General features: G+C 39.5%; 17 protein-coding genes and 1 tRNA gene. 2 read left to right on the top strand and 16 right to left on the bottom strand.

Features of this window, described 5'->3' with window-relative positions:
• Positions 1-108 precede the first annotated feature (108 nt).
• From DW125_RS13215 to DW125_RS13235, 4 genes are all read right to left on the bottom strand, one after another.
• Complete coding sequence (locus DW125_RS13215; RefSeq protein ID WP_021369328.1) at positions 109-813, bottom strand: DUF6040 family protein; 705 nt, start codon at positions 811-813, stop codon at positions 109-111.
• Complete coding sequence (locus tag DW125_RS13220) at positions 797-2,518, bottom strand: MobA/MobL family protein (protein WP_117535163.1); 1,722 nt, start codon at positions 2,516-2,518, stop codon at positions 797-799. The genes DW125_RS13215 and DW125_RS13220 overlap by 17 nt, the downstream gene beginning before the upstream one ends.
• 328 nt (positions 2,519-2,846) lie before the next feature.
• On the bottom strand, positions 2,847-3,161 hold the full coding sequence (locus DW125_RS13230) for a DUF3847 domain-containing protein (RefSeq protein ID WP_002578306.1): 315 nt from the start codon (positions 3,159-3,161) through the stop codon (positions 2,847-2,849).
• A gap of 144 nt (positions 3,162-3,305) precedes the next feature.
• Positions 3,306-3,536 carry a helix-turn-helix domain-containing protein gene (locus DW125_RS13235; protein WP_002578307.1) on the bottom strand — a complete coding sequence of 77 codons (231 nt, stop codon included), beginning with the start codon at positions 3,534-3,536 and terminating at the stop codon, positions 3,306-3,308.
• 175 nt (positions 3,537-3,711) lie between these two features.
• Between DW125_RS13235 and DW125_RS13240 the strand changes: the two genes are divergently transcribed.
• Both DW125_RS13240 and DW125_RS13245 read left to right on the top strand, forming a co-directional pair.
• Positions 3,712-4,341: a helix-turn-helix domain-containing protein gene (locus DW125_RS13240; RefSeq protein ID WP_009243739.1), complete on the top strand. Its 630-nt coding sequence runs from the start codon at positions 3,712-3,714 to the stop codon at positions 4,339-4,341.
• Between the two features lie 160 nt (positions 4,342-4,501).
• Complete coding sequence (locus DW125_RS13245) at positions 4,502-5,797, top strand: tyrosine-type recombinase/integrase (RefSeq protein WP_117471158.1); 1,296 nt, start codon at positions 4,502-4,504, stop codon at positions 5,795-5,797.
• 179 nt (positions 5,798-5,976) lie between these two features.
• On the opposite strand, the gene DW125_RS13250 is transcribed toward DW125_RS13245, so the two are convergent.
• The 12 genes from DW125_RS13250 to DW125_RS13315 form a co-directional block, all read right to left on the bottom strand.
• Positions 5,977-6,375 carry a hypothetical protein gene (locus tag DW125_RS13250; RefSeq protein ID WP_330411929.1) on the bottom strand — a complete coding sequence of 133 codons (399 nt, stop codon included), beginning with the start codon at positions 6,373-6,375 and terminating at the stop codon, positions 5,977-5,979.
• 13 nt (positions 6,376-6,388) lie between these two features.
• On the bottom strand, positions 6,389-6,637 hold the full coding sequence (locus DW125_RS13255) for a hypothetical protein (RefSeq protein ID WP_117538435.1): 249 nt from the start codon (positions 6,635-6,637) through the stop codon (positions 6,389-6,391).
• A gap of 426 nt (positions 6,638-7,063) precedes the next feature.
• Positions 7,064-7,137: transfer RNA gene (locus tag DW125_RS13270), tRNA-Arg, on the bottom strand.
• Positions 7,138-7,528: 391 nt separating this feature from the next.
• Positions 7,529-8,578 carry an IS30 family transposase gene (locus DW125_RS13275; protein WP_117538436.1) on the bottom strand — a complete coding sequence of 350 codons (1,050 nt, stop codon included), beginning with the start codon at positions 8,576-8,578 and terminating at the stop codon, positions 7,529-7,531.
• A 206-nt stretch (positions 8,579-8,784) separates the two neighbouring features.
• Entirely contained in the window at positions 8,785-11,919 is a 3,135-nt protein-coding gene (locus DW125_RS13280) for an Ig-like domain-containing protein (protein ID WP_158549930.1), read from the bottom strand.
• A gap of 132 nt (positions 11,920-12,051) precedes the next feature.
• Positions 12,052-13,239 (bottom strand): InlB B-repeat-containing protein, encoded by a 1,188-nt coding sequence (locus tag DW125_RS13285; protein ID WP_117538438.1) that lies wholly within the window; start codon positions 13,237-13,239, stop codon positions 12,052-12,054.
• Positions 13,217-19,414, bottom strand: a complete 6,198-nt coding sequence (locus DW125_RS13290; protein WP_117538439.1) for a SpaA isopeptide-forming pilin-related protein — start codon at positions 19,412-19,414, stop codon at positions 13,217-13,219. The genes DW125_RS13285 and DW125_RS13290 overlap by 23 nt, the downstream gene beginning before the upstream one ends.
• Positions 19,404-20,234, bottom strand: a complete 831-nt coding sequence (locus DW125_RS13295; protein WP_117538440.1) for a class C sortase — start codon at positions 20,232-20,234, stop codon at positions 19,404-19,406. Before DW125_RS13295 ends, DW125_RS13290 begins: the two co-directional genes overlap by 11 nt.
• A gap of 10 nt (positions 20,235-20,244) precedes the next feature.
• Positions 20,245-21,099, bottom strand: a complete 855-nt coding sequence (locus DW125_RS13300) for a class C sortase (protein WP_117538441.1) — start codon at positions 21,097-21,099, stop codon at positions 20,245-20,247.
• 123 nt (positions 21,100-21,222) lie between these two features.
• Positions 21,223-23,169, bottom strand: coding sequence for a SpaH/EbpB family LPXTG-anchored major pilin (locus tag DW125_RS13305; RefSeq protein WP_117538442.1), 1,947 nt, complete (start codon positions 23,167-23,169; stop codon positions 21,223-21,225).
• A 110-nt stretch (positions 23,170-23,279) separates the two neighbouring features.
• Positions 23,280-23,660, bottom strand: a complete 381-nt coding sequence (locus DW125_RS13310) for a hypothetical protein (protein ID WP_117538443.1) — start codon at positions 23,658-23,660, stop codon at positions 23,280-23,282.
• 148 nt (positions 23,661-23,808) lie between these two features.
• A complete protein-coding gene (locus tag DW125_RS13315) occupies positions 23,809-24,861 on the bottom strand; it encodes a hypothetical protein (protein ID WP_117538444.1) in 1,053 nt (350 codons plus the stop codon).
• Positions 24,862-24,916 lie beyond the last annotated feature (55 nt).

The raw sequence follows: 24,916 nt of genomic DNA on the forward strand, positions 1-24,916 counted from the left end.
CCGAGTTCGTACTAATTGTCAAGATTTATTTATATACTTTTTCTTTATATAAACAATCAATAGTCCCTTACTAAGGACAGGAAGATTATGAAATTTCCCTGTCCTCTTTTAATAATATCCTCGTTCTTCCATCCAGTCTTTCACATAACATCTGATTCCAATATAAATAATATGCGACAGTAATAGCAATACAATAAGATTTATCGGATTAGCGTTTTTAATCCATTCTCCAAAGTAAATTACAACAGCTGTACTCGTTATCGCTACCACGATACTGATGATATCCCAACAATATTTCCGGTAGATTTTTCCTACCTGATAACCAATCCCGATTATCAGCCACCCGGTTATTACGAATAAAATTGCCATGACAGTACCGGCAATCAGCCAGTACACAATCCCGGAAAGAATACTGTTAGGTATTCCACTGCTTAACTGTCCGAAAGAGTCTGCACCTGTCACAAACTCCCGAAATAAACTTCCCATTCCTTTTCCTAACGCACCGAAAAAGACGATACAGTCGTTAAGGAAAACCGGCGAAAGAATCGCAGTAAACAGTGTTGTTGTTATGCTGTACCATGCCAGTAGAAACAAGATACTTTCATAACCAATCGTCATATTTTTATATTTCTTTTCTAACTGGCTTTTACGGCTATCGCATTTTTCTTTTGCTTTCCGGTAAGCAGTACGGTCACATTTTTCACATTTCTCATAAGGCACTTTTTTCTCAACAGCTACCTCTACCGTCTTTTGGTGTGTCTGTGCATAAAGTTTTTCCTGCTCTGCTTTTTCATACTTAAATTTCCATGCCACGGCTTCTGCGTCGGCTCTTTTCCTGCTGTCTGTCTCGCTGGTCAATCGTTCCTCTGTTTGCCTTAATCTTGTCCGCAATGCTTCGATATTCTCGGCTCTGTTTTCGCTGTTCAATTTCTCGTTCAAGGTCAGCGATTCGCTTAGCTGCCTGTTTAGTTCCTGGATTGTCTGGTCTTTCTGATCCAGTTCGTCCTGCATCTGTTCGGTCATCAGCAGAAGTTCTTCCACCTGCCCGACGTTCTCTAAGTTTCTGCATTCGCTCATCGATCTCCCTCGCTTTCTCTATCTGCTGTTTAAGGTCAGCAATTCGCTGTTCTGTTTCTGCAATAAGCTGTTCTCGTTGTTCAGCTTCTGCGTTAATTCCTGCCATTGCTGATTCTCGTTTTCCAACTGTTCGATTCTGGTTTTCTGTTGCTCGATCTGTGAGAGCAGTTCTTCTGTATCTGGCAAAAGATTTAGCAGCCTGGATAATTCGCTGTTTAAGCTTTTTAAACTCTGGTTCTGCTCCTGAAAAGACAGGAGCTGCCTGTCCCGTTCCTGCAATTCCTGTACCATCTCTGCCATAAGATTCTGCTGTTCCTCGATCTGGTTTATCATTGTCTCCATCATGGGAATGACTTCCCGGCTTTCTTCTAATGTCACGCAATCGCTCCTTCCATTGTGTTAATGCACTGGATACTTTTCCAAAAGAAATCTGTATTTTATCCAGCAGTGCATTTTGTCTTTTTATGATCTGGTTTTCCTCTACTTTCCATGAAGTAGAGGATGTCTGTCCGTTTTGAAATTTCTCGTCAATTTTTCTGGCATCTGCGCCCTCATGGATCGTCGGTATCTCTAATTTTCCCTGCCTTGCATAAGAACGATGGTCAATGTGATTTTCCGTTTTCAAATGTGCATTACAGACGTTTGCCCATTCGCTCCGCCATAGCTCACAATTTTTCGGATTGTTCCACCCGGTAGCATCGGTTAATACACGTTTCCACTGTTTGCGGTTCCTTGTCCCGACTTTCTGGACTCCATTTTCATCAAGTACGGGGATTCGGATTCCATGACGGTCAGGGTTCTTTTTATCCTGCCACCAGTCCGGATGGGATTCATCCACCACAATATTTCCATTTTCATCTCTGACAAACTCCCAATCCTTGATTTCTTTGTTACCCCATGAGTGGTCTGAATTGAATGGTCGCATCGTCACCAGTAAATGCACATGGGGATTACCATCTCCTTTATCGTGGATACTCCAATCCGCACACATTCCCTTATCTACAAAGGTCTTTTGAATATATTCAGTTGTATAATCAATCTGTTCCTGTCGGCTCCATTCTTTCGGAAGTGAGAACTCAAATGACCTGCCGAGTTGTGCATCTGAACTTTTTTCTATCCTCAAGACTTCATTCCATAAACGCTGCTTCTGAAAAGTAAGTTTGAATTTTTCCAGTGCAGCATTTTGGTTATCTGCCCTTTTATATCGGACAGATTTCTGGAACCGTCTGATATTTTCAGCAGGTACATTCTGCCATTCCTGTGGTGCATTTTCACACATCAGCAGGCTGGTATAAACGACTTCTTTTTTTGAAGTATAGTAGCTGATCCTGCCTGTTTCTTCATTTTTCATCACATCGCCATTGAGATAAGCAGACGCCGATATGATGGATTTTCCTTTGCTGCGTCCAACAATCTTTACTGTATAATGAAAAATCGCCATGCTCCGTTTCCCCCATTCTGCCGTATCCGGCTTTGATTTCCGGCAGGTAACGTTTTTCCTAAAAGAAAATGGTATCTGCCGGAGCACCCTCTGCGTAAGAGTGCCCTGTGCATAACAGCCTGCATGGAATGTGCCCCTCTGGCGAAGAGTGCCTCCTGCGGCATGAGCAGGTCTGGCTGAAAGCCCCGCCGACGGAACGAGCCCGGCAAGCGTAAGCGCAGACCGGTTGCCACCTGTGGCAAACTTATACGGACGACCTCTGGTTGTCCATAAGTGCGCCCTTCATAAAAAAGCAATGAAGGGAATGGAAACTCCACTCCCTCCGGCATTACACTTCCTCCGTATTTGCAACTGGCTCTTTCTGCATTGCCTTTGAGAAGAATTTCCCATTTGCTTCCTGCCTTTTTAAGAAGCCGATCAGCTTTGGGATATCATCTTCCTCAATCGCAGAACCCAGTACCGATTCCACTGCACCGCCAATCTGGCAGAGCCTGTGTGTCCGTTTTTTGGTTTCCACATCTTTCTGACGTTTCTTCAGTTCCCGTTTCTGTGCTGCATACTGTTTTGCTTTCTCAAGGCTTTCCTGTTCTTTCTTTTCCAACTGGAGCATACGCTCCTCATAACTCTTTGTTGATCTTGCCATAAATATCATCGTCCTTTCTTTTTTTCCAAACATAAGTTTCCTGTTGTCTGTCAGACGAAGTACATGGTATAATCTGCTTGCGTGTAGGTATATCATGACTCCGGTCTGATAGAACCTTTGGCGGTTTCTTCGGGAACCGCTTTTTTAAGTTGAACCGTTTCTTGTGACTGCTTTCACATTTCCCTTATCCCTCAAGTCCCTGCCCTCGTTGGCTTCCATAAAAAGTTCCAGCATATCCGTTTTGATCAGGACTTTTCTCCCAACCTTCAATACCGGAAGTTTCTTCCACTCTACCAACTTTCGCAGGGTGTTCCTGCCAATTCCCGTATAATCAGCAGCTTCCTCAATAGATAAGGCAATCTTTCTTTGCGTCATATGACCACCTCCTTTCGAATTGCATTATGCAATTTCATTTGTGCTGTCAGTATAGCGTGTTTATATTGCTTTGTCAAGCATTATGAAATTTTGCTGCTTTTCTTAAAATTGCATATTGCAATATATTTTGTTGCGTGGTATAGTAATGACATACCGAAAAAGGAGGCACATCAGCATGAAAGATAAAGAACTACGCAAGCTGATCGGCAGCAGGGCAAAACAGCGCCGTCTGGAATTAAATCTGACACAGCCTTATGTCGCAGAGAAGATGGGAGTTACCGCTTCCACAATCCTGCGTTATGAGAATGGTTCGATTGACAATACCAAAAAGATGGTACTGGAAGGTCTTTCGGAAGCACTTCATGTATCGATTGAATGGCTCAAAGGGGAAACCGATGAATATGAAACTGATATTACGGATAAGAAAGAATTGCAGATTCGTGATGCGATGGGCGACATTCTCAAACAGTTTCCTCTTGACCTCAATAAAACAGAAGACGCTTTTTCTAAAGACTTACTGCTGTTAATGTTAAAGCAATATGAACTGTTTCTGGATTCGTTTCAGTTCGCCTGTAAAAATTACAAAGGCAGTACCAAAGATGCGGACATTGCCAAAGTAATGGGATTTGAATCGAAAGATGAATATAATGAGATTATGTTTCTCAGGGAGATCACACATACTGTCAACGCATTTAATGATATGGCAGATGTTGTAAGGCTCTATTCAAAGAAACCGGAAGCGGCAGAACAAAGGCTTGCAAATCTTTTATCCGAAGTTATGTATGACGATTCTGAATCGGTATAGTAAGATAATCGGAGTTATGATACAATGAGCGCAAGCGAGTCAAGCTGTTTACAGATTTGACGAGCGGCGAATTGGCTTATGGACTTGTCCATAAGATGCCTACACGCAAGAAGCATTTCAGCAGTTCCGATTGTCTGATATCGAAAGGAGACATACGATTATGGCAAAAGGATCTGTTAGAAAAAAAGGAAAAAAATGGTACTATCGTTTCTATGTAGAAGATGCAAGCGGTAAAATGGTTCAGAAAGAATACGCCGGAACCGAAAGTAAAAGTGAGACGGAAAAGCTTCTCCGCAAGGCACTGGAAGACTACGAAGATAAGAAGTTTGTTGCAAAGGCAGATAATCTTACCGTAGGGGAACTTCTGGATATGTGGGCAGAAGAAGAACTGAAAACTGGGACACTCAGCAACGGTACAGTGGAAAATTATCTTGGTGCAATCCGATGTACCAAAAAACACCCGATTGCAGACCGCAAACTGAAAACAGTTACTGCCGAACATTTACAGGCATTTCTTGATCTGCTTACATTCGGTGGTGAGTTTCCAGACGGGAAAGTAAAAAAGGGATACAGCAAAGATTATATCCATTCTTTTTCCGCAGTGTTACAGCAGTCATTCCGTTTTGCAGTATTTCCAAAACAGTTAATCAGTTTCAATCCGATGCAGTATATTAAGCTGAAAAAGCAGGCAGAGGAAGTTGACCTCTTTTCCGATGATGAAGTGGAAGAAGGTACACAGCCGATTTCACATGAGGATTATGAACGGCTTATCCAATATCTGGAAAAGAAAAATCCACCTGCTATTCTTCCGATTCAAATTGCGTATTATGCCGGGCTCCGTATCGGGGAAACCTGTGGTCTTACATGGCAGGACATTAACCTTGAGGAACAATGCCTGACCATAAAACGCAGTATCCGCTACGACGGCATGAAACACAAAAATATTATCGGACCAACGAAACGGAAAAAAGTAAGGATTGTTGATTTTGGAGATACGCTGACTGAAATACTGAAAGCTGCCAGAAAAGAACAGCTCAAAAACCGGATGCAGTATGGCGAATTATATCACCGCAATTACTACAAAGAAGTGCATGTGAAAAACAGGGTATATTATGAATACTATCATCTTGACGGAACACAGGAAGTCCCGACAGATTACAAAGAAATCTCCTTTGTCTGCCTGCGACCAGATGGCTCTTTGGAACTGCCGAGTACACTCAGCATTGTATGCAGATCAGTGGCAAAGAAGCTGGAAGGATTTGAAGATTTCCATTTTCACCAGTTGCGTCACACTTATACCAGCAATCTGCTTTCCAATGGAGCTGCACCGAAAGATGTACAGGAACTGTTAGGACACTCTGATGTCAGTACCACAATGAATATTTACGCTCACTCAACAAGAAAAGCAAAACGGGATTCCGCAAGACTTCTTGATAAAGTAGCGAGCAATGCTTAACTAAAAATTTCCCTTATTTCCCTTGCGGATTCCGCATAAGGGCAAAAATAAGGGAAAATACATATCATTTCACTATTTAATGGGCTGAAAAGCCTGTAAAATAAGGAAAGTTCAGGAAATCTCTCCACAAATTACGATTTGCACTTCAAATCGTTTTCTTCATTCTATCACAGCATCTATTATTCTGCCATCAATCTTTCGAACCAGGTATCCATGACAATAATAAACTGGCTTACCCCTTTCCATTCTTGCAGCATTTCATCCAGAGTTTTGTGCTTCACATATTTCTGTACATACACCCAGGTGGCAACACTGCTGGCCTGAGAGATAATTCCTACTATAATTTTACGCATAGTTTCTTCAAATTCCGCGATTTCTTCTTTTGGAACGATGTCATAGAGATCTGGAATCTGAAAATCTTCCTTCTCACAATTTTCATCCACATCAATTAGATCTGCCGTCACTCTCTTTCTGGATTCCTCAGGTAATTTCAAATATTGCCAGATCATTGAGACCACTTCGGACGGTGTGTCTTTTTTGATTGGTGGTAATTGTATAAAATCATTCTTTTCACTCATTTTCATATCCTCCTCACGATATAATAAAATCAATAATACGTTCTCTTGTCATGTCCAGTACAGTATCTACAAACACTCCTGCAAACAGGATCAGATACAGAATTACACTCAGCGAAAACAGGAATGCAACCTGTACCCAATCATGGTAACAGTATGCAGTCGCTATAATCAACAAAGTGAATATAAATCCAAGGATCCCTCTGACAACCGCATAAGTCTGTACTGTCATCTTCACTGCCAGGCCGATCACAAAAAGTATCAGCTATCTTGACTCCTTTCCTCCAGGATTCAGGAAATAAAAAATGCCTGCCTGGAACTTTTATAGATAGTAAAGTTCCAAACAGACATTGCTGTTTGACCATTAGCTGTAGCTAATAGAATTGAATACTGTTTCAGCTAATTCATGTTTGCAAGTTTGGGAGAGATTGTTTCTTTTCCCGCCTTTTCTCTGATTTACATCCCCGAATAAGAGGTGACAACGGAGCGGAACCCAAATGTTAGCTGGACTTCTTAAAACCCATGTTTGCAAACCGGTAATTTTGATTAGCTGTCAGCTAACAAAAATCGGATTGCGTTAGCTGGAAATTGATCATTTTGAATGGAATTTTGTGTCACGAACGTGATTTGAAAATAACAAAAGCGTTCGTTGTCAGCTAATCCAGCTAACATTTTCGAACGCTTTGAAGCCCGTCGCCAAGAGGATTTGAACCTCCGACCCCTCGCTTAGGAGGCGAGTGCTCTATCCAGCTGAGCTATGACGACACATGCCGCAAACCCTTGATTTTACTGGGTTTCTGGGATTTTTCCCTTCGGCCATATATAAGATTATCAACTCTTTTTCGAGTTGTCAATCTACAGATTTTTTTGATTTGGTAACATTAGAACGTTCCCCAATTTGGGGAATGCTTTGTTGTCACCATTAGCATTTTTCAGAATAGATTCGAACTGAAAGTTGTTTTTCATTTTTTCCCTTTGGGGAATGCCTCGGCTTTCTCTTAGGAGGCGCTTATTTTATCAGTTAAACTAACAAGACTTATTGCCAGAATGTTATTATAACACTCTGGCATATAAAAATCTACATTTCTTTCTAAACAGATCTTATTGTTTAAATGTCAATATTAAATGCGACATTTTTTTATTTTTCAACAAATGCTTATCCTATTTTTTCAATTTCTTTTTTAAACATCTTTTCCGCTGAACTCCATCCATGTATTTTACGTGGATATGTGTTGATCCAATTTTCTATATTTGCTATTTCTTCCTCTGTTTTATTATCAAAATTTACACCTTTCGGTAGATGTCTCCTTATTAACTTGTTTGTAACCTCATTAGTTCCACGTTCCCAACTGCTATATGGATGACAGTAATATATCTTTGTTCTATGTTTTTTCTCATCAAAAATAGACCGCTCCATACCTGTGCAATCTGCAAACTCTGATCCATTATCTACTGTAATTGTCTTAAACACTTTTTTAAATTGTTCTCCCCATTTTCTTTCAAGCATATCCAACGCATTTACTACGGACGCAGTAGTTCCGTCAGAAATTTTGGTCACTATCTCATTTCTTGTTTTCCGTTCTGTTAATACGAGAAGACTATTGCGTGATTTTCCTCTTTTTCCTTTAACCGTATCCATTTCCCAATGACCGAATACTTCTCTGGCATCTACTTCTTCTGGTCTGTTCTCTATACTCTCTCCAGCTTCTGTTCTGGCTTGTCTTTTCAAAGTCTTCTTTTTTCTCTTTTTATTTTTCTTCACTGGTAAATCTTTATTTGTCAAGCACAGAAATATTCCTTTATTTATATAACTATATAAAGTGGTTGTACAAATCATTACGGAAAACTCACTTTCTTTATTTTCCGCTTTAATCTCACCTAATACTGCCGCTGGACTATATTTCTTATCAACTATCTTTTCTTCTATGTAATTGGCAAGTTTTATATCATTTGCTATCTTTAATCCACTACCTTTACACTTCAAGTTTTCTTCATATTTTTCCTGTGCAATATCAGGACTATAACGTTCTTCTTCTGTCAAATTTGTATTTAAAGCTACAAAACGACCTCTTTTGATTTCTCTATAAATTGTACTACGATGAACCCCAAGCATATTCGCTATTTCTATAACTGTATGACCTGCCCTAATTAATGTTTCAAGCCGAATCCTATCACGCATTGATAAATGATCAAACTTTCCCCCCATACTGTACCTCTCTCATTTCCACTATATTTTCTTACCTTATTAATTTCAGTATAACGGAAATCAATTTGTTTTTACAATATTTCCATGCAGACAACAAAAGAGCACTACTTTCGCAGTGCTCTTTTGCTTGTGACAATTTATCTAATTCAATGCTGAAATTGAATTAACAACTACATTATAAAATACACTCCTAACTTTGTCAATACTTATTTAATCTTGACCTTCATTGCCATCTGCTTTTTACTGCCGTCTTTTGCAACGGCTGTAATCTTCACTGTTTTGCCTTTTCCTGCTTTCTTTGCCGTAACAACGCCTTTTGCATTGACTGTTGCATACTTCGTATTGCTGCTTACCCATCTGACCGCTTTGTAAGATTCCTTTGTTCCGGAAACTGCAACTTTTAATTTGGCTGACTTACCATTTTTAATGGTTTTCGATCCGGTAACCTTTACTTTGGTAACTACACCTTTTACAGTCTTGATCTTGTAAGTGCCATACTTTTTACTGCCATCTTTTGATATTGCTGTGATCACTACTTTTTTACCGATACCAGCTTTTTTCGTTGCAACCACACCTTTCGCATTTACTGTAGCATATTTTGTGTTACTGCTTTTCCATGTAACTGCTTTGCTTTTGGCATTTGCAGGTGTTACAGTGGCTTTTAACTGGATTTTCTTTCCTGCAGATAAGACATGGGATGTTCCGGATATAGTAACCTTCTTTACTTTTACAACCGGCTTAGTTGGTTTTACTGGTGTTGGTTTATCCGGTTCCGGATCATTAAACAATGAAAATTCTACCCATTCTGTATAAACGTCTTCATAAGATCCAGATTCCGTTTTGTACTGATAGTGTCCTCTTGCTCTATAAAAAGTCTTCTGTTTCTGATCATCCGGAGCAAATACCGTCCATCCATTCTCTTCTATCGTTTCATAATCCGTTCCATTAAGCTGCTGGATCTGTGTGCCCTGATAGGAAAGGGAGTCTTTTGTATCCCACTGGAATAATGCCTGGATATTGGATTTGATCTGTACAGAAAGCTTCAGATCAAACGTTAACATCGGGATTTCTTCCTGTTTCTTTTCATTGCAGCGTTCACAGGTATATTCCATTAAGCCTTTCTGAGTATAAGTGGCTGCTTTGATCACTTTTCCATTATCATAGGAATGTCCCAGTTTTTCGATTACATCCCCCTCAAGGAACAGCTCACCGCAATTTTTACAGTAACCGTCTCCAGTATATCCGTCTTCCGTACAGGTTGCTTCTTTCTGGTTCCGGTATTCCAGCTCTCCATGACCGAGTTCCGGAATGACTGTATCATAGTAGTAATCACACTCTGTACACTGATATCTCATGATTCCCGGTTCTTTGCAGGTCGCTTTCTTGATCACGATTTCTTCATAAGAATCATGTAGATGTTCGTACTTCGGGATTGTCTCTTCTTTCTTTTCACCACAACGCTTACAGGTATATTCCTTAAGTCCCTCTTCCTCTTTCGTTGCTTCCTTGATCACTTTTCCTTCATCATAGAAATGACCGAGCTTATCAATTGTCTTTCCTTTACTGATCAATGCTCCACAGGTTTTACAGTAGGTATCTCCAGTATAGCCATCTTCTGTACAGGTTGCTTCTACAGCATTGAGTACTTCCGGAGCATGACCGGTTGCTTTTGTCGTTTCCGTCTTTGTAGTACCGCAAACTTTACACTTACGAGTCACAAATCCATCTTCTGTACAAGTTGTCTTCTGCTCTTTTGTTGTGATCCAATCATGTTCACTTTTTTTATCATCATCAATCCTTCTTGATGTTCCACCACATCTTGTGCAGGTTAAGATATGGATGGTTCCGGTTTTACAAGTTGCCGGAATTACTGACGTTTCCTTATAATCGTGTCCGTATTTTTGGATTATATTTGTATAAGTGTCATTACACCGGCTACACGTATACTGTACTTTACCATTTACTAAGCAAGTAGTTTCTTTAAGAACAGTTTCCTTATAATCATGTCCTAACTTTTCTTTTCCCGGCTCTGTATAGGTATCATTACACCGGCTGCATGTATATTTAATATATCCGTCTTTTGTACAGGTCGGCTCTACTTCTTCCTTCTGATAATCATGACCAAGTGCCAATCCGGTTACTTTTGTATAGTCTGCATTTCTGCAATAATGGCATCGATATGTCGTGATTTCTTCATGTGTGCAATCGGCTTTTTGGGTAATAATCTCATCTCCATCGACATATTCATGATCTTCCTCTCCGGTATATACACAATATTCATAAAAGCAATTCTTACACTTATAGACAGTGCCTGGATAACATCCACCTTGTACTCCTCTTATAGTAAACTCATGTTTTCCATTACAGGAAGAATGATCTTTACTGTACATTTCAGATGCAATCGGGTATCTGTCCTTATATTCATTGGACGATTTATAAGATCGATGAAAGCTAAAATCATCTGATCCATATAAGAACTCTGCCTTTGCGGTTCCATTTACAAACGTAAAATTTTGAAAATTTGTTGGATCCGTATAATAATACATTCCATCAATCTTAACTAAGTTCCACGCATGTCCGGAATAGCCCAAAGTTCCACTATCTTCCAATGCCAGCAGCCCTGCTTTATTTGCCATGTAATAAAACAGGTCCGCATAATGTGCACAAACACCTGTCTTTGAAAAATAGGCGAATACTGCCGGACAATATCGCTCTGTATTACCGTAATTCTCTTTATAAGTGATATGCTTACCAACCCACTCTTCAATTAGCAAACATTTCTCATAGTCTGATTTTCCGTCCAGATTAAGACTGTTTAAGACTTCCGTTGTTCCTTCTTGAAAATTTTTATATACTTCCAGTGGGGTTTGATAATCTAATCCTCCTGTATAAACACCTGTATATTTTCCATCCTCATATTTAACTTCTAGACCATATAACGGAGATGCCTCTACTTGCAAGGTATGCCCTAAATCCGGATTACCTGTTTCTTCCTGAAAAATAGTATCGCCAACTTTTTTCTTAAATTTTTTTGCATAAGCTTCATCAATCTCAGGAATGCGTTCTTTAGCATTTATTACTATAGGAATTTTGATATTCTCCAATTGATGCGCTCTTTTAGCGCCAAAATTTCTAACTATCCTCCCTAAATCTTCTGCTGCTTCTTCCCACGAATCGTACTCATGTTGATTTAATGTATATTCAATCCTGTCATTAATACTATCTATAACTCTTTCATTCTCTATCGTATAATCTGCAGCTTTTACTTTACAAGGAAGTAGTAATACTCCCAGCAATAGTGCCATTCCTGCCCCTTTTAATAGCCAATTCAATTTCTGCATATTCATTACCACCTTTTGTCATAAGCATTTATAAGAAATGCCCCGGATTACCGAGGCACTCTCCTTTGTAACTATTATTATAGTACCATAATTCATTTCTAAAGTCTGTACTTTTCCCAGACTTTATAACTCTTATTTTTCAGTAAAATAGCCTGGATCATCTTCCTCATCCGTATGTGCATAATCAGATGTCGTATGTCGATTATCGTAAGCTGTACCATTGCCACCTTCCAGTTTTTCATCACCATAAAACATACCTTCATCTTCTTCTACATCCGAGAAATCAGATATAAGCCCTTTTTTCTTCCAGACTGCATACAGGTCAATACCGGATGTACTGGTCATCTTTATAGAATCCTCATCTTTATAAATTACCTTACCACGTTTTTCTGTACTCCATCCGGCAAATATATACCCGGTTCTCTGAAACGTATTCTTTTTCAATGTTGCAGTGGAATCATAAGCAATATCCTGTCCATCCATGGTTCCTATTCCACCGTTTGCATAGAAATTACACGGATAATTATTGGCTGTCCATTTCGCGTTTGTTGTGAAGCTGGATTTTACATTTGTCAGTGTTTTATCCCATCCGGCAAATGTATACCCGGTTTTTGTCGGTGCTGTTATGGATGCCGTGTTTCCTCTTGCCACAGTTGCTGTTTTGGTTGTCGTACTTCCCCAGCTTGTACCGGTTCCGGCATTGAATGTTACCTTGTACTTCGGACGTTTTAAAGTTAATGTAACGATCGCTCTTGAACCTGTCGTATAATTATATCTGTATCCATCAACAGTTCGCAGACCTACCTGGGCTGTATTCACCATCAGATACTGGCTTTTTGTTGTATCGTTATCGACACATGCTGCACTGTAATATTTTGATCCACTCTGGCTCACATAAAGTCCACATCTTCCTTCACTTTCATCTAGCTCAGTTGTTAGTGTCTGTCCGTTTACTTCATGGTTTGCCGGTACCACATAAGAAATAGGAATTGGAAGGATATAATAATCCCCTTCATTATCTTTCGTTGTTGTTACTTGGCTTTTCAACAGCTTGACACTATGGTTATTGGTTGCATCTGAGATTTCCACATTCCAAAGCATTGCCTTGTTTTTCATATCATCGTGTGTAAAATTTGCCGTTTTCCATACATGGATCTGGATTGTTGAGTTTTTATCTCCACCGGACAACTTGAAATACATGTATCCGCTTTTGTACACAGACTCCGCAGCATGAAGCTTAAGAGCCTGTCCAAAGATTAATAAAAAGAGAAGAATGACCGTTGTGCATTGTAAAATTCTATTTTTCTTGCTCTTTTTCATCTTGTTCACTTCCTTTTCTTTTCCTGTTTCTCATTCCAACCAGTCCCAGTGCTATACAAATCATAGCCGGTAATAACCATGGATACTGTTCTAATGCTCCGGCTTTTGGTATGTTCAGGATCGCACTGTTCGTAATGTCGTATGTCAATTGATAGAAATAATACTCTCCACCGATCTTGATACCCTTGCTTGTATCTGCTTTTTTTGCATCCACTTCATCCTGTGTCATCTGCAATGGGACAGTGATCTTCAACGCTTTTGAAAGTTTGTTCTTTCCAGAAACTGTATTTGTTTCCTCCAGCCAGTAACTTCCGATTGGCAGCCCAGTAAATTTTAGCTTTCCATCCGTATCTGTCTTTCCGCTTTGGATCAGGTTATGGTCCTGATCATATAAGGCGAAGCCTACACTTTCCAATGCTTTTCCGGAATCATCCTTTTTGTTGATCTCAACCGATCCGCTCCGTTCCTTATTGTAAAACGTCACTTCTCCATCCTTGGTACGTCCGGCAAGCGAGCCATCCTTACGTCCTAACTGATACGTGATTTTATTCTTATCAATGGAGATGCCTGTATCTGTACTCTCAATCTTTTCCAGTTCATAATAAGGATTATCGTCCTCTTCTGTAACAGTGTACGTACCCGGATCCAGATCATCAAAAATCAGATCCTTTGTCACTTTCCCATCTTTCGATTCTGATAACAGTTGTTCTATTTCATCTTTATTGAATGTGATCTTCTTACGAAGCTTTACATCATCCCCCTGCAGGGTTGTTCCTGTGATCAGGAAAGTGAACTCCGGATTACCCAGATTCCAGTTTACATCTCCATCAACCTTCTTATGGATCACAATCTTGGATTTTCCCGGAACATGCATATTGGTGATTGCTACGTTCGTATATGCTGTTCTATCTGTATCTGTCTGGTCTTCCTCTGCATAAGAAATTTCATATCCGGTCTTAGAATTACCATTGATCAGATCTGTAGACTCCTCTTTGATCTCATAGGTATATTCTATTCCCTTCGGATCTTCAGCATCCAAATGTCTAAATGTTGCATCATCTTTCCAATTATTGCTTTCATTTAATTCTGTGCTGTCAAAATACTTCCCATTCCGGTACAGATTCACCTTCACACTCTCCGGTCGGATGCCATCCTGATCCTCCCCATCATCCCAGATTTTCTGGACTACGAAATTTTTATATAACTTCTTTGGTCTGTTAGTGACAGAATAAACTCCTGTTTCCGTATCTGTATCATCTGTAACTTTCAAATAATCATCAGGCACTATTTCATCAAACTTCCAATCGGACATTTCTTCAACCGGAATATCCGTCTCAATCATCCAGTTATTCTCGGCAGTTAAGGTATAGTCTTTCGTCTGAGATCCATTAGTAGCTCTAATCGTAATGCTCTTTGGTCTGTTGCCAACGTTATTCTCATCATCCCAGATCTTCTGGAGCACAACCTTTGTCAGTTTTTTATTGGTAACAGCACTATATTCATTCTTGTATGCAATATCCGCTATGATTCCGGATTTTTCATAATCATGGATCACACCGGCAACTTCTCCATTGTAGCTCTCTACCGATCCGCTATATCCCAGTGTTTTTCCAGACATTTCTCCAATCGCATATCCCGGTGCAGCCTGTATTTCCCTGACATAATACATCCTTCCCGATCCGGAAGCATTCAGGTCTGACGGAAGGTTTGAGAACGTCACTACCGCCGCATCCCCTTCGCTGGTCAGTTCAGATTTAGCCATTGCGATCAGTTCATTTACTCTAAAGAGAACGTTTCCGTTTTTAGCTATGACATCTTTTGCCGCATATAATCCAAATGTAGCCCCTGCTACCGGATTACCGCTTTCATCTTCTTTGGCAATCCGGATCGTATGTGTGATCAGCGTATCTTCCACATCCAAGTTTACTTCCACGTCTTCCGGCTGACTTTTGTCCGCATCCGGGGCATCCACTACTTTTACGGTTGTTTCTGCTGATCCGAATTTAGAGCATTCCCCACTTTTGAATGTAAATCCAACCTGCTGCTCCCCAACTGGAGATGCCGTATCCGGATCGATTTCTACCTCTTTATCCGTTACAGCTACTTCTTTTTCAGATCCATCATCATATACCAACTTAAATGTAAAATCATCGGCCTCGTACTTTGTTCCCACCACAAATTCATACTTTGGTTCAACCTTGACTTCTACCGGTTGCGGTGTTGTCGGATCAGATTTAACGATCTCCGTATTGGCATAGATCGTAGTCAGTTTTGTACAGCCCCGGAACATATTTTTGACATATTTAAGGCTTCTGGTATCAAAATTTGTAAGATCTAATTCTGTAAGGTTTGTACATGCCTGAAACATACCTGTGGCATTTATAAGTCCGGATGTATCTGCCGCATCAAAATAAATATTTTCAATAGTAAGTCTGCCAAGGAACATAGAACTACTATCAGTATTCAATATAACGTCCTGTTCCTCATTCTGTGTCGATACAATACACTCTGCACCAACCGACCACATAACTACACTTCCATCTTTCAAAGAGGAAACGTCTTTCACATCTATTCCATCTGGTGCTTTTTCGTTGGAAAATACTACCGTTTTCATATTAGCTCCCATATCATTGTGAAATTTTCCTCCACTTTCCAGTATATATTTTCCTGAATTAGCTTCCGGATAGGTGATCGGTTTCGGATCTTCCGTATCTGTGTCCGGGTTTGGCTTTGTGATCTCATTATAATCATTGGCTTTTGTATCCCATGTAATCACAATCTCATATATAGAATCATCCAGTTGATATCCATATGGGGCTTCCAGCTCTTTGATATAATATTTCCCCTGCGGAAATCCATCTGTTTCTGTGCCATCCTTTAGCGTCCTTGTGAACTGTGCAATTCCTTTCTTATTTGTTGCTTTTTTTGTGATCTGTTCATCTGCTTCCCATAAAAGAGAACCATCATCTGCCAATATATCTTCTTCGGCATATAATCCATAGACAGCTTCTTCTACTTCTCCGGTGGAATACTGGAAGTTATCCATGGAAAATCCGGTCAGTACATCCCCAGTCTTAGTAAGCGCAATCTTTCCATATACCGGTTCATCCATATCCGTTAATGATAAAGTGCCTTTTTCTGCTGTCTCAAAATTTACTTCAAAAGTCTTTTCTTTGCTGCATTTATATCCATCCGGTGATACCGTTTCCTTTAAGTAATATTTTCCATAAGGAAGTTTGCAGCTTGCGACTCCCTCTTTTTCTTCTCCGGTTGTGATACTTGCAACTTTTTCGCCTTTTTCGTTATAAATATCATACGATGCATTGCTAAGTAAGATCTGTGTTTCTGAAGAACGTTTCGTGAGAATGACCTCTACCGGCTTTTCTTCATTCTCAAAAGATACTGTAACCGGTTCTTTTTTATTGGATTTTGAAAGTGTGACCTCCTGATCTTCCGCCAGTTCGTGTGTATCATTGCCAGAAATCTGATGGATCATATACGTTCCATACGGCAGCTTTCCGGATACCGCCTCACCACTTTCATTTGTAGTCAGAGTTTCTACAGTATCTCCATTGATGTCAATGATTTCAAACTCTGCATCTCTTTCGGCTTCTGTCACCGCCTTATCATTTACCCGGTCAGTCACCATGGATTTTTTAATCTTGATATAAGCATAGTCTTCAAATTCATCTTTTCCCTGTATGGTGTAGGTCGGATGTCCATTTTCCATAACCGGTGTATCTTTTTCTGAATAGTAAGGATCCATTAGAGCATATCCATCAGCTCCGGCCCACTGTAATACGATGAACTTCTTTCCGGCATCCAGCTTATTTAACAACATAGACGCTTCACCGTTTTTGTCTGTAGTCATCCTGCCTACGATAGCTTCTCTCGGCAACGATAAAGCATACAATCTTCTTTTCGTTCCGGTCGATAAATCTGCCTTATCAATGTCTTTTGCTAATGATTGATCCAGTATGATGAACTTTGCTTCTGCCTCTTCCGTTTCCTCTTCATCTTTGACTGTCACTTTTTTCAGACGGATTTTTGTAGCGATATTTTCATCTGCGAGGTCATACTGTAGAATTTTATGATCACCGGCTTTGATCGTTACTTGAAAATCTTTAACTTTTTCGTAATTCTCAGCACCTTTTGTCTGATGAACGGTATAGGTTCCAGGCTGCAGCTCACCACTGACTGCAAGTCCGTGTTCATCCGTCACTAGTGTTTCCACTGTTTTTCCAGAGGCATCCTGGATCTCAAATTCTGCATCCTTCTCGGCTTCATTCCATATGCTGTTCGTTTCCTGATCATCACAATGTATGGTTTTTGAAATGGCAATACCGGCATATTCCGGTTCATCGTTTGCATTGATCGTATATTCGGCTTCAGAGCCATCAATCTTAATGATCTGTGTCGGCAGGAATGCATATCCATCCATTCCTTTTGTCTGCTCGATCCGGTAGTTTCCGTAAGGCAGTTCCCTAGACAGCGCATCTCCGTTTTCATCAATAATCAGAGTGTCCACTTTTTCGTTATTACTGTTATAGAGTGCAAATTCTGCTGATTTTTCCGGAAGTTTTTCTGTTCCATAGGTCTTATGAATTGAAATTCTTCCAGTGATCAGTGTATCTGTTACATCTTCGGTCTGGTCGGTGGAACTTAAATCAACCGGATATTTCTTATCAGATAACAGATATCCTTCCGGAGCTTCGATCTCCTGCAGATAGTATTTTCCTGGCTTCAGTTCACTGACGGCAGCCTGTCCATCTTTATCTGTAGTCAGTTCTGTCACCTTATCATCTGTTTCATATAATACTGTTTTATTATCCGTATCATAAATTTTCTCTGCTGCATATAATCCATATACCGCATTGGCTAAAGTTGCTTCTATTCCGTATTCTCCAGTTTCACTGTCCTTTTGGAGCGTCAGTGTTCTCTTTTCCGGAAGATCTGTGAACTGGAAGTAAAGATTCTTATTCTGACTTTTTTCTGTTGCTGTCTGAATGGAATTGCTTACTTTATGACCAAACGGAGCTTTAACTTCTTCAATCTTCCAAGTATGTGTTTTGGATTTCAGAGTGTTCAATTCCGCATTGACCTTCTTTTTGATTTCTGCTCTTCCAGCTTTGATTGCTGCACTTTTATTTTGGTAATACCCATTTTGAGTCAGCTTTTTCCTTTGTGTCGAATCCAGATCATCCCAGTTTTCAATATAGGATTTACTGACGGTATATGTTTTGGTCGTTAATTTCCGACTATATGTATAATCGATGGAACCACCCTCTCCCGTTGTGATCTGTGCAACTTCTTTTCCATCACAAGTTACTTTAAAAGTCGCATTTGGGAGACCGGTTCTTTTCACAGCATCGATCTTATCAATCTTCAGATTCACTTTTTGAGTTGTTGAATCAAAATCCTTCACGGACACACTTTTTTTGATCGGTTCAAAATCTGCAACGACTTTGAAGACCGCAATCGGCTGATGGCTGTTACCGCCACTGACCAATTTATACGTCTTCTGACTGATCTTGTAATTCTTTAAGGCTGTTTTCGCTGCCGTGTAGATCTCATCATATAAGACAACCTGTTTTGCAGCCGGAAATCCACTGATATTGCTGATTAACTTTACTGTTTCGCCTTTGGTCCGGTTGTATGAGCCATGCTGCATGTACCAGGCAAATCCCTGGGCAAGCATTTTCCTGTCTCTTTTATCCAATGACATTAATTTTTTGCTGTTCGTAATACCACTTAAGGATACCTTTTTTGTGATCAGATATTCCTGTGCAAGCCCCACGTATTTATATTTGTCATAACCTGCTTTTTCTTCATACATCCAGCTTGTACGTTCATCATTTTTTACATTAAATTTTTTCGCCGCACCTTCCGGTGTATCCTGTTCTGCATAGACACACTGTCCCAGATCTCCATCCAGATAATGAAGCAGGACGCAAGCATTTTCTTTGATATAATCGAGACCTTTTCCAGAACCAAATTTTGCACTGCCTTTCCAGTGATAGGTAACGATATGGCTGCTTGTGTAGGCTTTGGCTGAAAGCTTATGGCTGGCAGCCTGCGCCGTTAATCCCTGATACTGGAAAGAAGTCATTACGATCACTATGGTGGTCAGCACAGAAATTAATTTTCTTAAGAAACCTTTCTTTTCACTGTTCATATTTTCTCGCTCCCTTCCGTCTTCGGAAAATTGATACAAATTCTAAAGTACACATCACTATCAATGCCGCACCACATAGCTGCCTGAATCGTCTTTCCTCTTCAATTTTTCTCGAAGCACTTTTTTCACTCATTTCATTCTTTTTCATCTTCATTTTTGTATTACTTCTTACACAGTAGACGACATATCTATATTTCCCATGCCCTCTGTATGGATGACACGTGATCAGCGTCACCATATCCCTTCCGGGCTGTATCTTCACTTTGTCTATATCATTCGGATCAATGATCTGTATCTGTTCCACAAGATATGTAAGTTTCTCCCATGGATTGCGGATCACAACTTTATCGCCTGTTTTCAGCCTTCCTATTTCACGGAAATATGGGATACCGCTGTATCCTCTGTGACCGGCGATCACGCTATTTGTATTCTCACCGCCCACCGGCAAGGATGTCTGTCCCAATACGGCTGCACCTTTCGCCAGATGTGAGTCCGATGCTCCCAAATAAAGCGGAAGTTTCAAATCCATTTCCGGAATGGATATATAGCCAAAATCTTTCCGGTTCCATCCCTGTACATGATACGGATTCTGTTCATAACTCCAAGGATCTTTAAATCCCTTTTGATGTTCTTTATAAATCCTGTGATTGTAAGCTACCGCTTTTTTATAAGCTCCGTCTTTTTCTTTATGCACCAACGATTTTTCATAGTATTTTATGTAATTGTTCGTCTTTTCTGACTGAATATGCGTTGCTATATTGGGATAGAAGAAGCATCCAATTCCGATAAAAAGAAAAAGTATTCCAATTACTCTTTTCATTTTACACACCTTATTTTTTCCGTATTTTCCGGATGATCTTATAAATTATGATGGCAACTAAAATTAACGAAAAAGCCATGAGCAATGCACGTTTGTACGCTTTCTGCCACTGCGAACCTCTGTTTTTATTTTTTTCAGCGTCATAATCTTCCGGATTATATTTCGTCCTTGTGCCTCGGACTAACAACCGATGGGAATTTACTCCATATGGGGTACAGGTAATAAGTGTAACGTGGTCTTCTCCCCGGAGGATGTTCAGCTTTTCCGTATCTTCCGGAAGAACTACATTAATCTCGTCCACTTTATATGCAAGGATTTTTCCTACAACATGTATATAAAACAGATCCCCTTTTTTCATCTCTGTAAGATCTGTGAACATTCTTGATGAATTGAGGCCCGTATGACCAGTTAATACCGAATGGGTATCATGCCCGCCTACAGGAACACTTGATGCAGATATATGTCCGATTCCTTTTTCCAGGGTTTTTCCTGCCGTTCCATGATAGATCGGCAGGTTCACACGGATACATGGAATTTCCACATAAGCCATGATATCCGTTCCTTTGATTTTCAGGATATCATCATATCGTAATCCAGTAGCTTTTACGCTCATCTCATCCGTGAACGGATCGGTAAGTACAACTTTGGCTCTTGCAAGCTGCTGATTATATAGTCTGGCTTCCCGGAACAATCTCTGATATTCCTTTTCGGATACCTGTTTGCTTTTTTGTTCATACACTCCAATCTTTGAGCTTGCGCTTTTATCGTAAATATAATTACTGATCCATGGATATAGAGCCAGTCCGATACCAAGAAGAATCAATGCCATCTGCATTATTTTTTTCGGTTTTTTTGAATTTATCATAACTTCATAGTTTCACATTTTCGTTTATTGGAAAAGGGACGGTCCGGGTATCTCCCGAACCACTTCCCTTTTCATGTTTTTTATTTATTAGGTTTTAAGGATTTCGGATTTATTATTTATTCATTATTTTGCAACGTTTTTCTTTCTGCTCCATGCGATTCCTGCTCCTGCAAGAACTACACCTAAAATAGTGATCAGATAGAGTCCGTCTCCGCCAGTTTTTGGAAGTGTAAATCCTTTCGAGTTCAGTACTTCCATGTCAACAAGACCGTGCTCAGAATCTGTAGTTGTCTTGTCGGCGTTCAGAGTTGCGTTTGTACCATCTACTGTTGCAGATGCTGCTGTAGTCTGTACTACAACTTTATTCTGCAGAGCTTCACCTTTAACCACGCTGTCATTTGCTGTACTTTCTGTTCCGGCTTTGCTCTGGATACCTGTGATATTTGCGGTTGTAGCTGTAATATCAGCTTTTGCACTGTTAATGGTAATGGTCATAGGCTCTTTCAGGAGGCTGTATCCTGTATCAGAGTGAGTCTCTGTCATTACATATGTGTCACCTTCGATACCATTGATCAGAAGTGTTCCATCTGCAGCCGGGCTGAACTCTGTAGCTCCTGCCTCTGTAGCTGATTTACCATTTACATAATATACACCGTTAGATCCGGTTGCTTTTACATAGTAGTTGTCTTTCTGGTTTTGAAGTACAAATTTAACTTTTGTTGCATCTCCGTTGTTGTCAGAGAATTTCTTCTGAAGATCAATACCGAATGTATAAACGATACTCTGATCTCTTAAAACGTCATAATATTCCTGGCTTGTTCTTCTCCATTCCAGAGAAACATCATTCGGGTTACCTTTATCTCCGGTTACAACCGTGTTATTTGATTTCACATCTGCTGTATAATATACAACCATGTATTTCTCTGAATAGTTTTTGTTGATCTCATTCAGTCCATCGGCTGTCATTGCAACTGTCATTTTGGCTGATCCATTGTCGTTCTCAGAATAGTCCTGTGTATACTTTCCAGAATCTTTTGTCCATACTGCAACAGCACCACTGTCTGCTACGTTGGCTACATTTGATTCTGCTTTGTCAAGAGAATCGTAAAATGCGATTACAGCATCTTTTCCATAGGTGATACCCTGGCTCAGCTCATCAATGAAAGTGTATTTGCTTAAGTAAGTTGTTGAGCTTGTAATACGTGGAAGTTTTGTAACAAGTTTGTAATCCAGTTTTTCACCTTCAGATGCAGTTACTGTATCAGAGTATGTATATTCCGGTCTTGTTTTTGTGAAGTCAGCAACTGTACCTTTTTCTGCAGTTGTGATGTTCGCTTCATCTGGATTATTTCTTACTTTTTTATCCAGTGTTGGAACACCTGTCTGGTTTTTCGGGTAACATACAACATCATAGAACCAGCTCTCACCTTCATAATCTGTCATTGGGAGTTGCACAAACCACGGATTGGTTGTATATACAACATCTTCCGGGACTTTCGTTTCAACGATCAGGTACAGACCCAATGCAAGGTCCTTCTTAGTGGTTGTTCCGGAAGCATCTGTAAGTGCCATCTTATCAGCGTCTGCTGTATAAGCTTCCAGCTTATCTTTTGTTGCTGTGTTATCTTCTAATGCTGTTTTCAGAGAATCATTGATCTGCTGAGAAGTGAAATACTCCTTCGTATCTTTTGTATGAACCGGATTCTGAGTATCGAGTCCGATGATTTTCTGTAATGCTTCCGGAATCTCATAGATCAGCTTCACATTTCCGCCGGAGCTTAGTGTATCAACATCTCCTACCCGAAGGTATGAAAACTCTACTCCTTTGATGGCATAATCAGCCAGTTTCTTTTCTACTTCACTATTCTGTTTTCCTGTAGAGATCTGGTCATCTACGTTGACACCAGCCTGCGTTGCAGCTGTAATATCATATTTGTGAATTGTTAATGATGCCGTTTTGGATGTATCAATAACATCCTCAGATGCGGCTTTGGCAGGCATAACTGATACAGCAGTCAGCATTGCAGCCAAAGCCAATGTCATGATCTTTTTCTTAACTTTTTTATTCATGATTTTTCTCCTTTACTTTTTTAATTATGATCATTCCATATGGTAATTTGGAATAAATAAGAAAATCCTCTTTTTATCTTCCCTCCTCATAGAGTATCTTCTTTCATAATTCATCTTTTTTTCTCCATAAGTTTTAGATAAAAGCTATCGTTTTTTTCTAACAGATATGCACTGTAATTCACTAATGCCTGAAAAATAATCTGAGATTTTTTGCAACCTGTCAGTTTTGTATATTTATCCAATCTTTCATCTTGGTCTTCATAAATATAGTTGGAATACAATACATTTCTTTTTATATATTTGTCTTCTCTCCTTGATGTAATCAAAACTTCATCATTCATAACTGGATCCACTTCAAAAAAGTACGATACTGCCCGATCCAGAAATACAATTTTGCTAATCTCTTCCATTTGAATCAGATAACTTATAAGTTCTTTTAGTGTTTCTGTTATGTAATATGATGTAATTCTTTTCTTTCTCAATTCTGTCATTTCTCCGTGCAAGCATTTATTTTTATATATAATATCACTTCAAAATTTAGGTGTCAGGAATGACACCCTATTTTTCAAACATTTATTTTTATATATAATATAGTTTTAAAATTTAGGTGTCAAGAATGACACCTAAATTTTTATTCTTCTACCAGTCAAAACTATCAGCAGTACTTCCATTACCAATATCAACATTGCGTTCCCTGTACTTAATGTTCCAACTTTGTCCTGGCTTCAAATCATCATATGTTCCTTTACTGCTTTTTCTCCCACTATTACTTTTTCTACTACTTCTTCTCGTTGAGCCAGTGCTGCTCCTTTTGCCGTAGGAAGAGGATGTTGATCCGGAACGATATGATCTGCCGGTTGTACCGGTGCTATTACTATAGCTATTTGATCTTGCGACCGTAGTTACCGGTTTATTCTTTACTGTTACTTTCACAGTCTTTGTAACAACTGTATCGTTTGATCCGGTAATCTTATATACCAGTTTATATTTTCCAACCTTTTTCAGCTTCACCTTGGAATCGTCTGCCTGAATACTTTTGATCAGTTTATCTTTTTTGATCCCTTTCATCCAGTCTGCTTTATTTCCTTTGATCACTTTGAAATTTCGGAAGCCCTTTACATGCTTCAGATAATCTTCCGTCACTTTAACAGTGACTTCTTTCATACTCTGATTGCCGTTATTATCTTCTGCCACAACTTCAATTTTGTTCTCTCCGGCTTTCGGAAAACTCAATGTATATTTGCTTAAGTCATTTACATCTTCTTTTTTAATATCACATCTGGAAAACTGGATGCTCTTAATACCAGATTTATCCGTCACACTCTTTACCAGATCAGATGCTTTCACATCCCGGTTCACAATGATATTTGCTGCTACATCATTTAATGTGATTTCCGGATTTTTGCTGTCCTGTACTTTTACTTTAAACTGTACCGTTTTATCTTTGTAGGTTGCATATGCCTGATAAGTTCCTACTTTTGATGTATCTACTCTGGACAGATCCAACTTTGTATTCTCTAATGCTGTTTCATTTCCGGCAATATAATCTGCCGGATCCGTACTTAATTTATCTCCATACTCCACCACATAATTTTTCTCTTTTGCAGCATATGCATTATATTTATATATACCTATACTAGCACCCAAAACAACAACTAAACCAACAACTGCTGCGATCCATTTTTTCTTCATAGCTTTTCACCTCATCTTGTGTTAGGTGTCAGGAATGACACCCTATTTTCATTTT

Origin of the sequence: Dorea sp. AM10-31, assembly GCF_003435815.1 — a bacterium.
Classification (GTDB): Bacteria; Bacillota; Clostridia; order Lachnospirales; family Lachnospiraceae; genus Dorea_D; species Dorea_D hominis.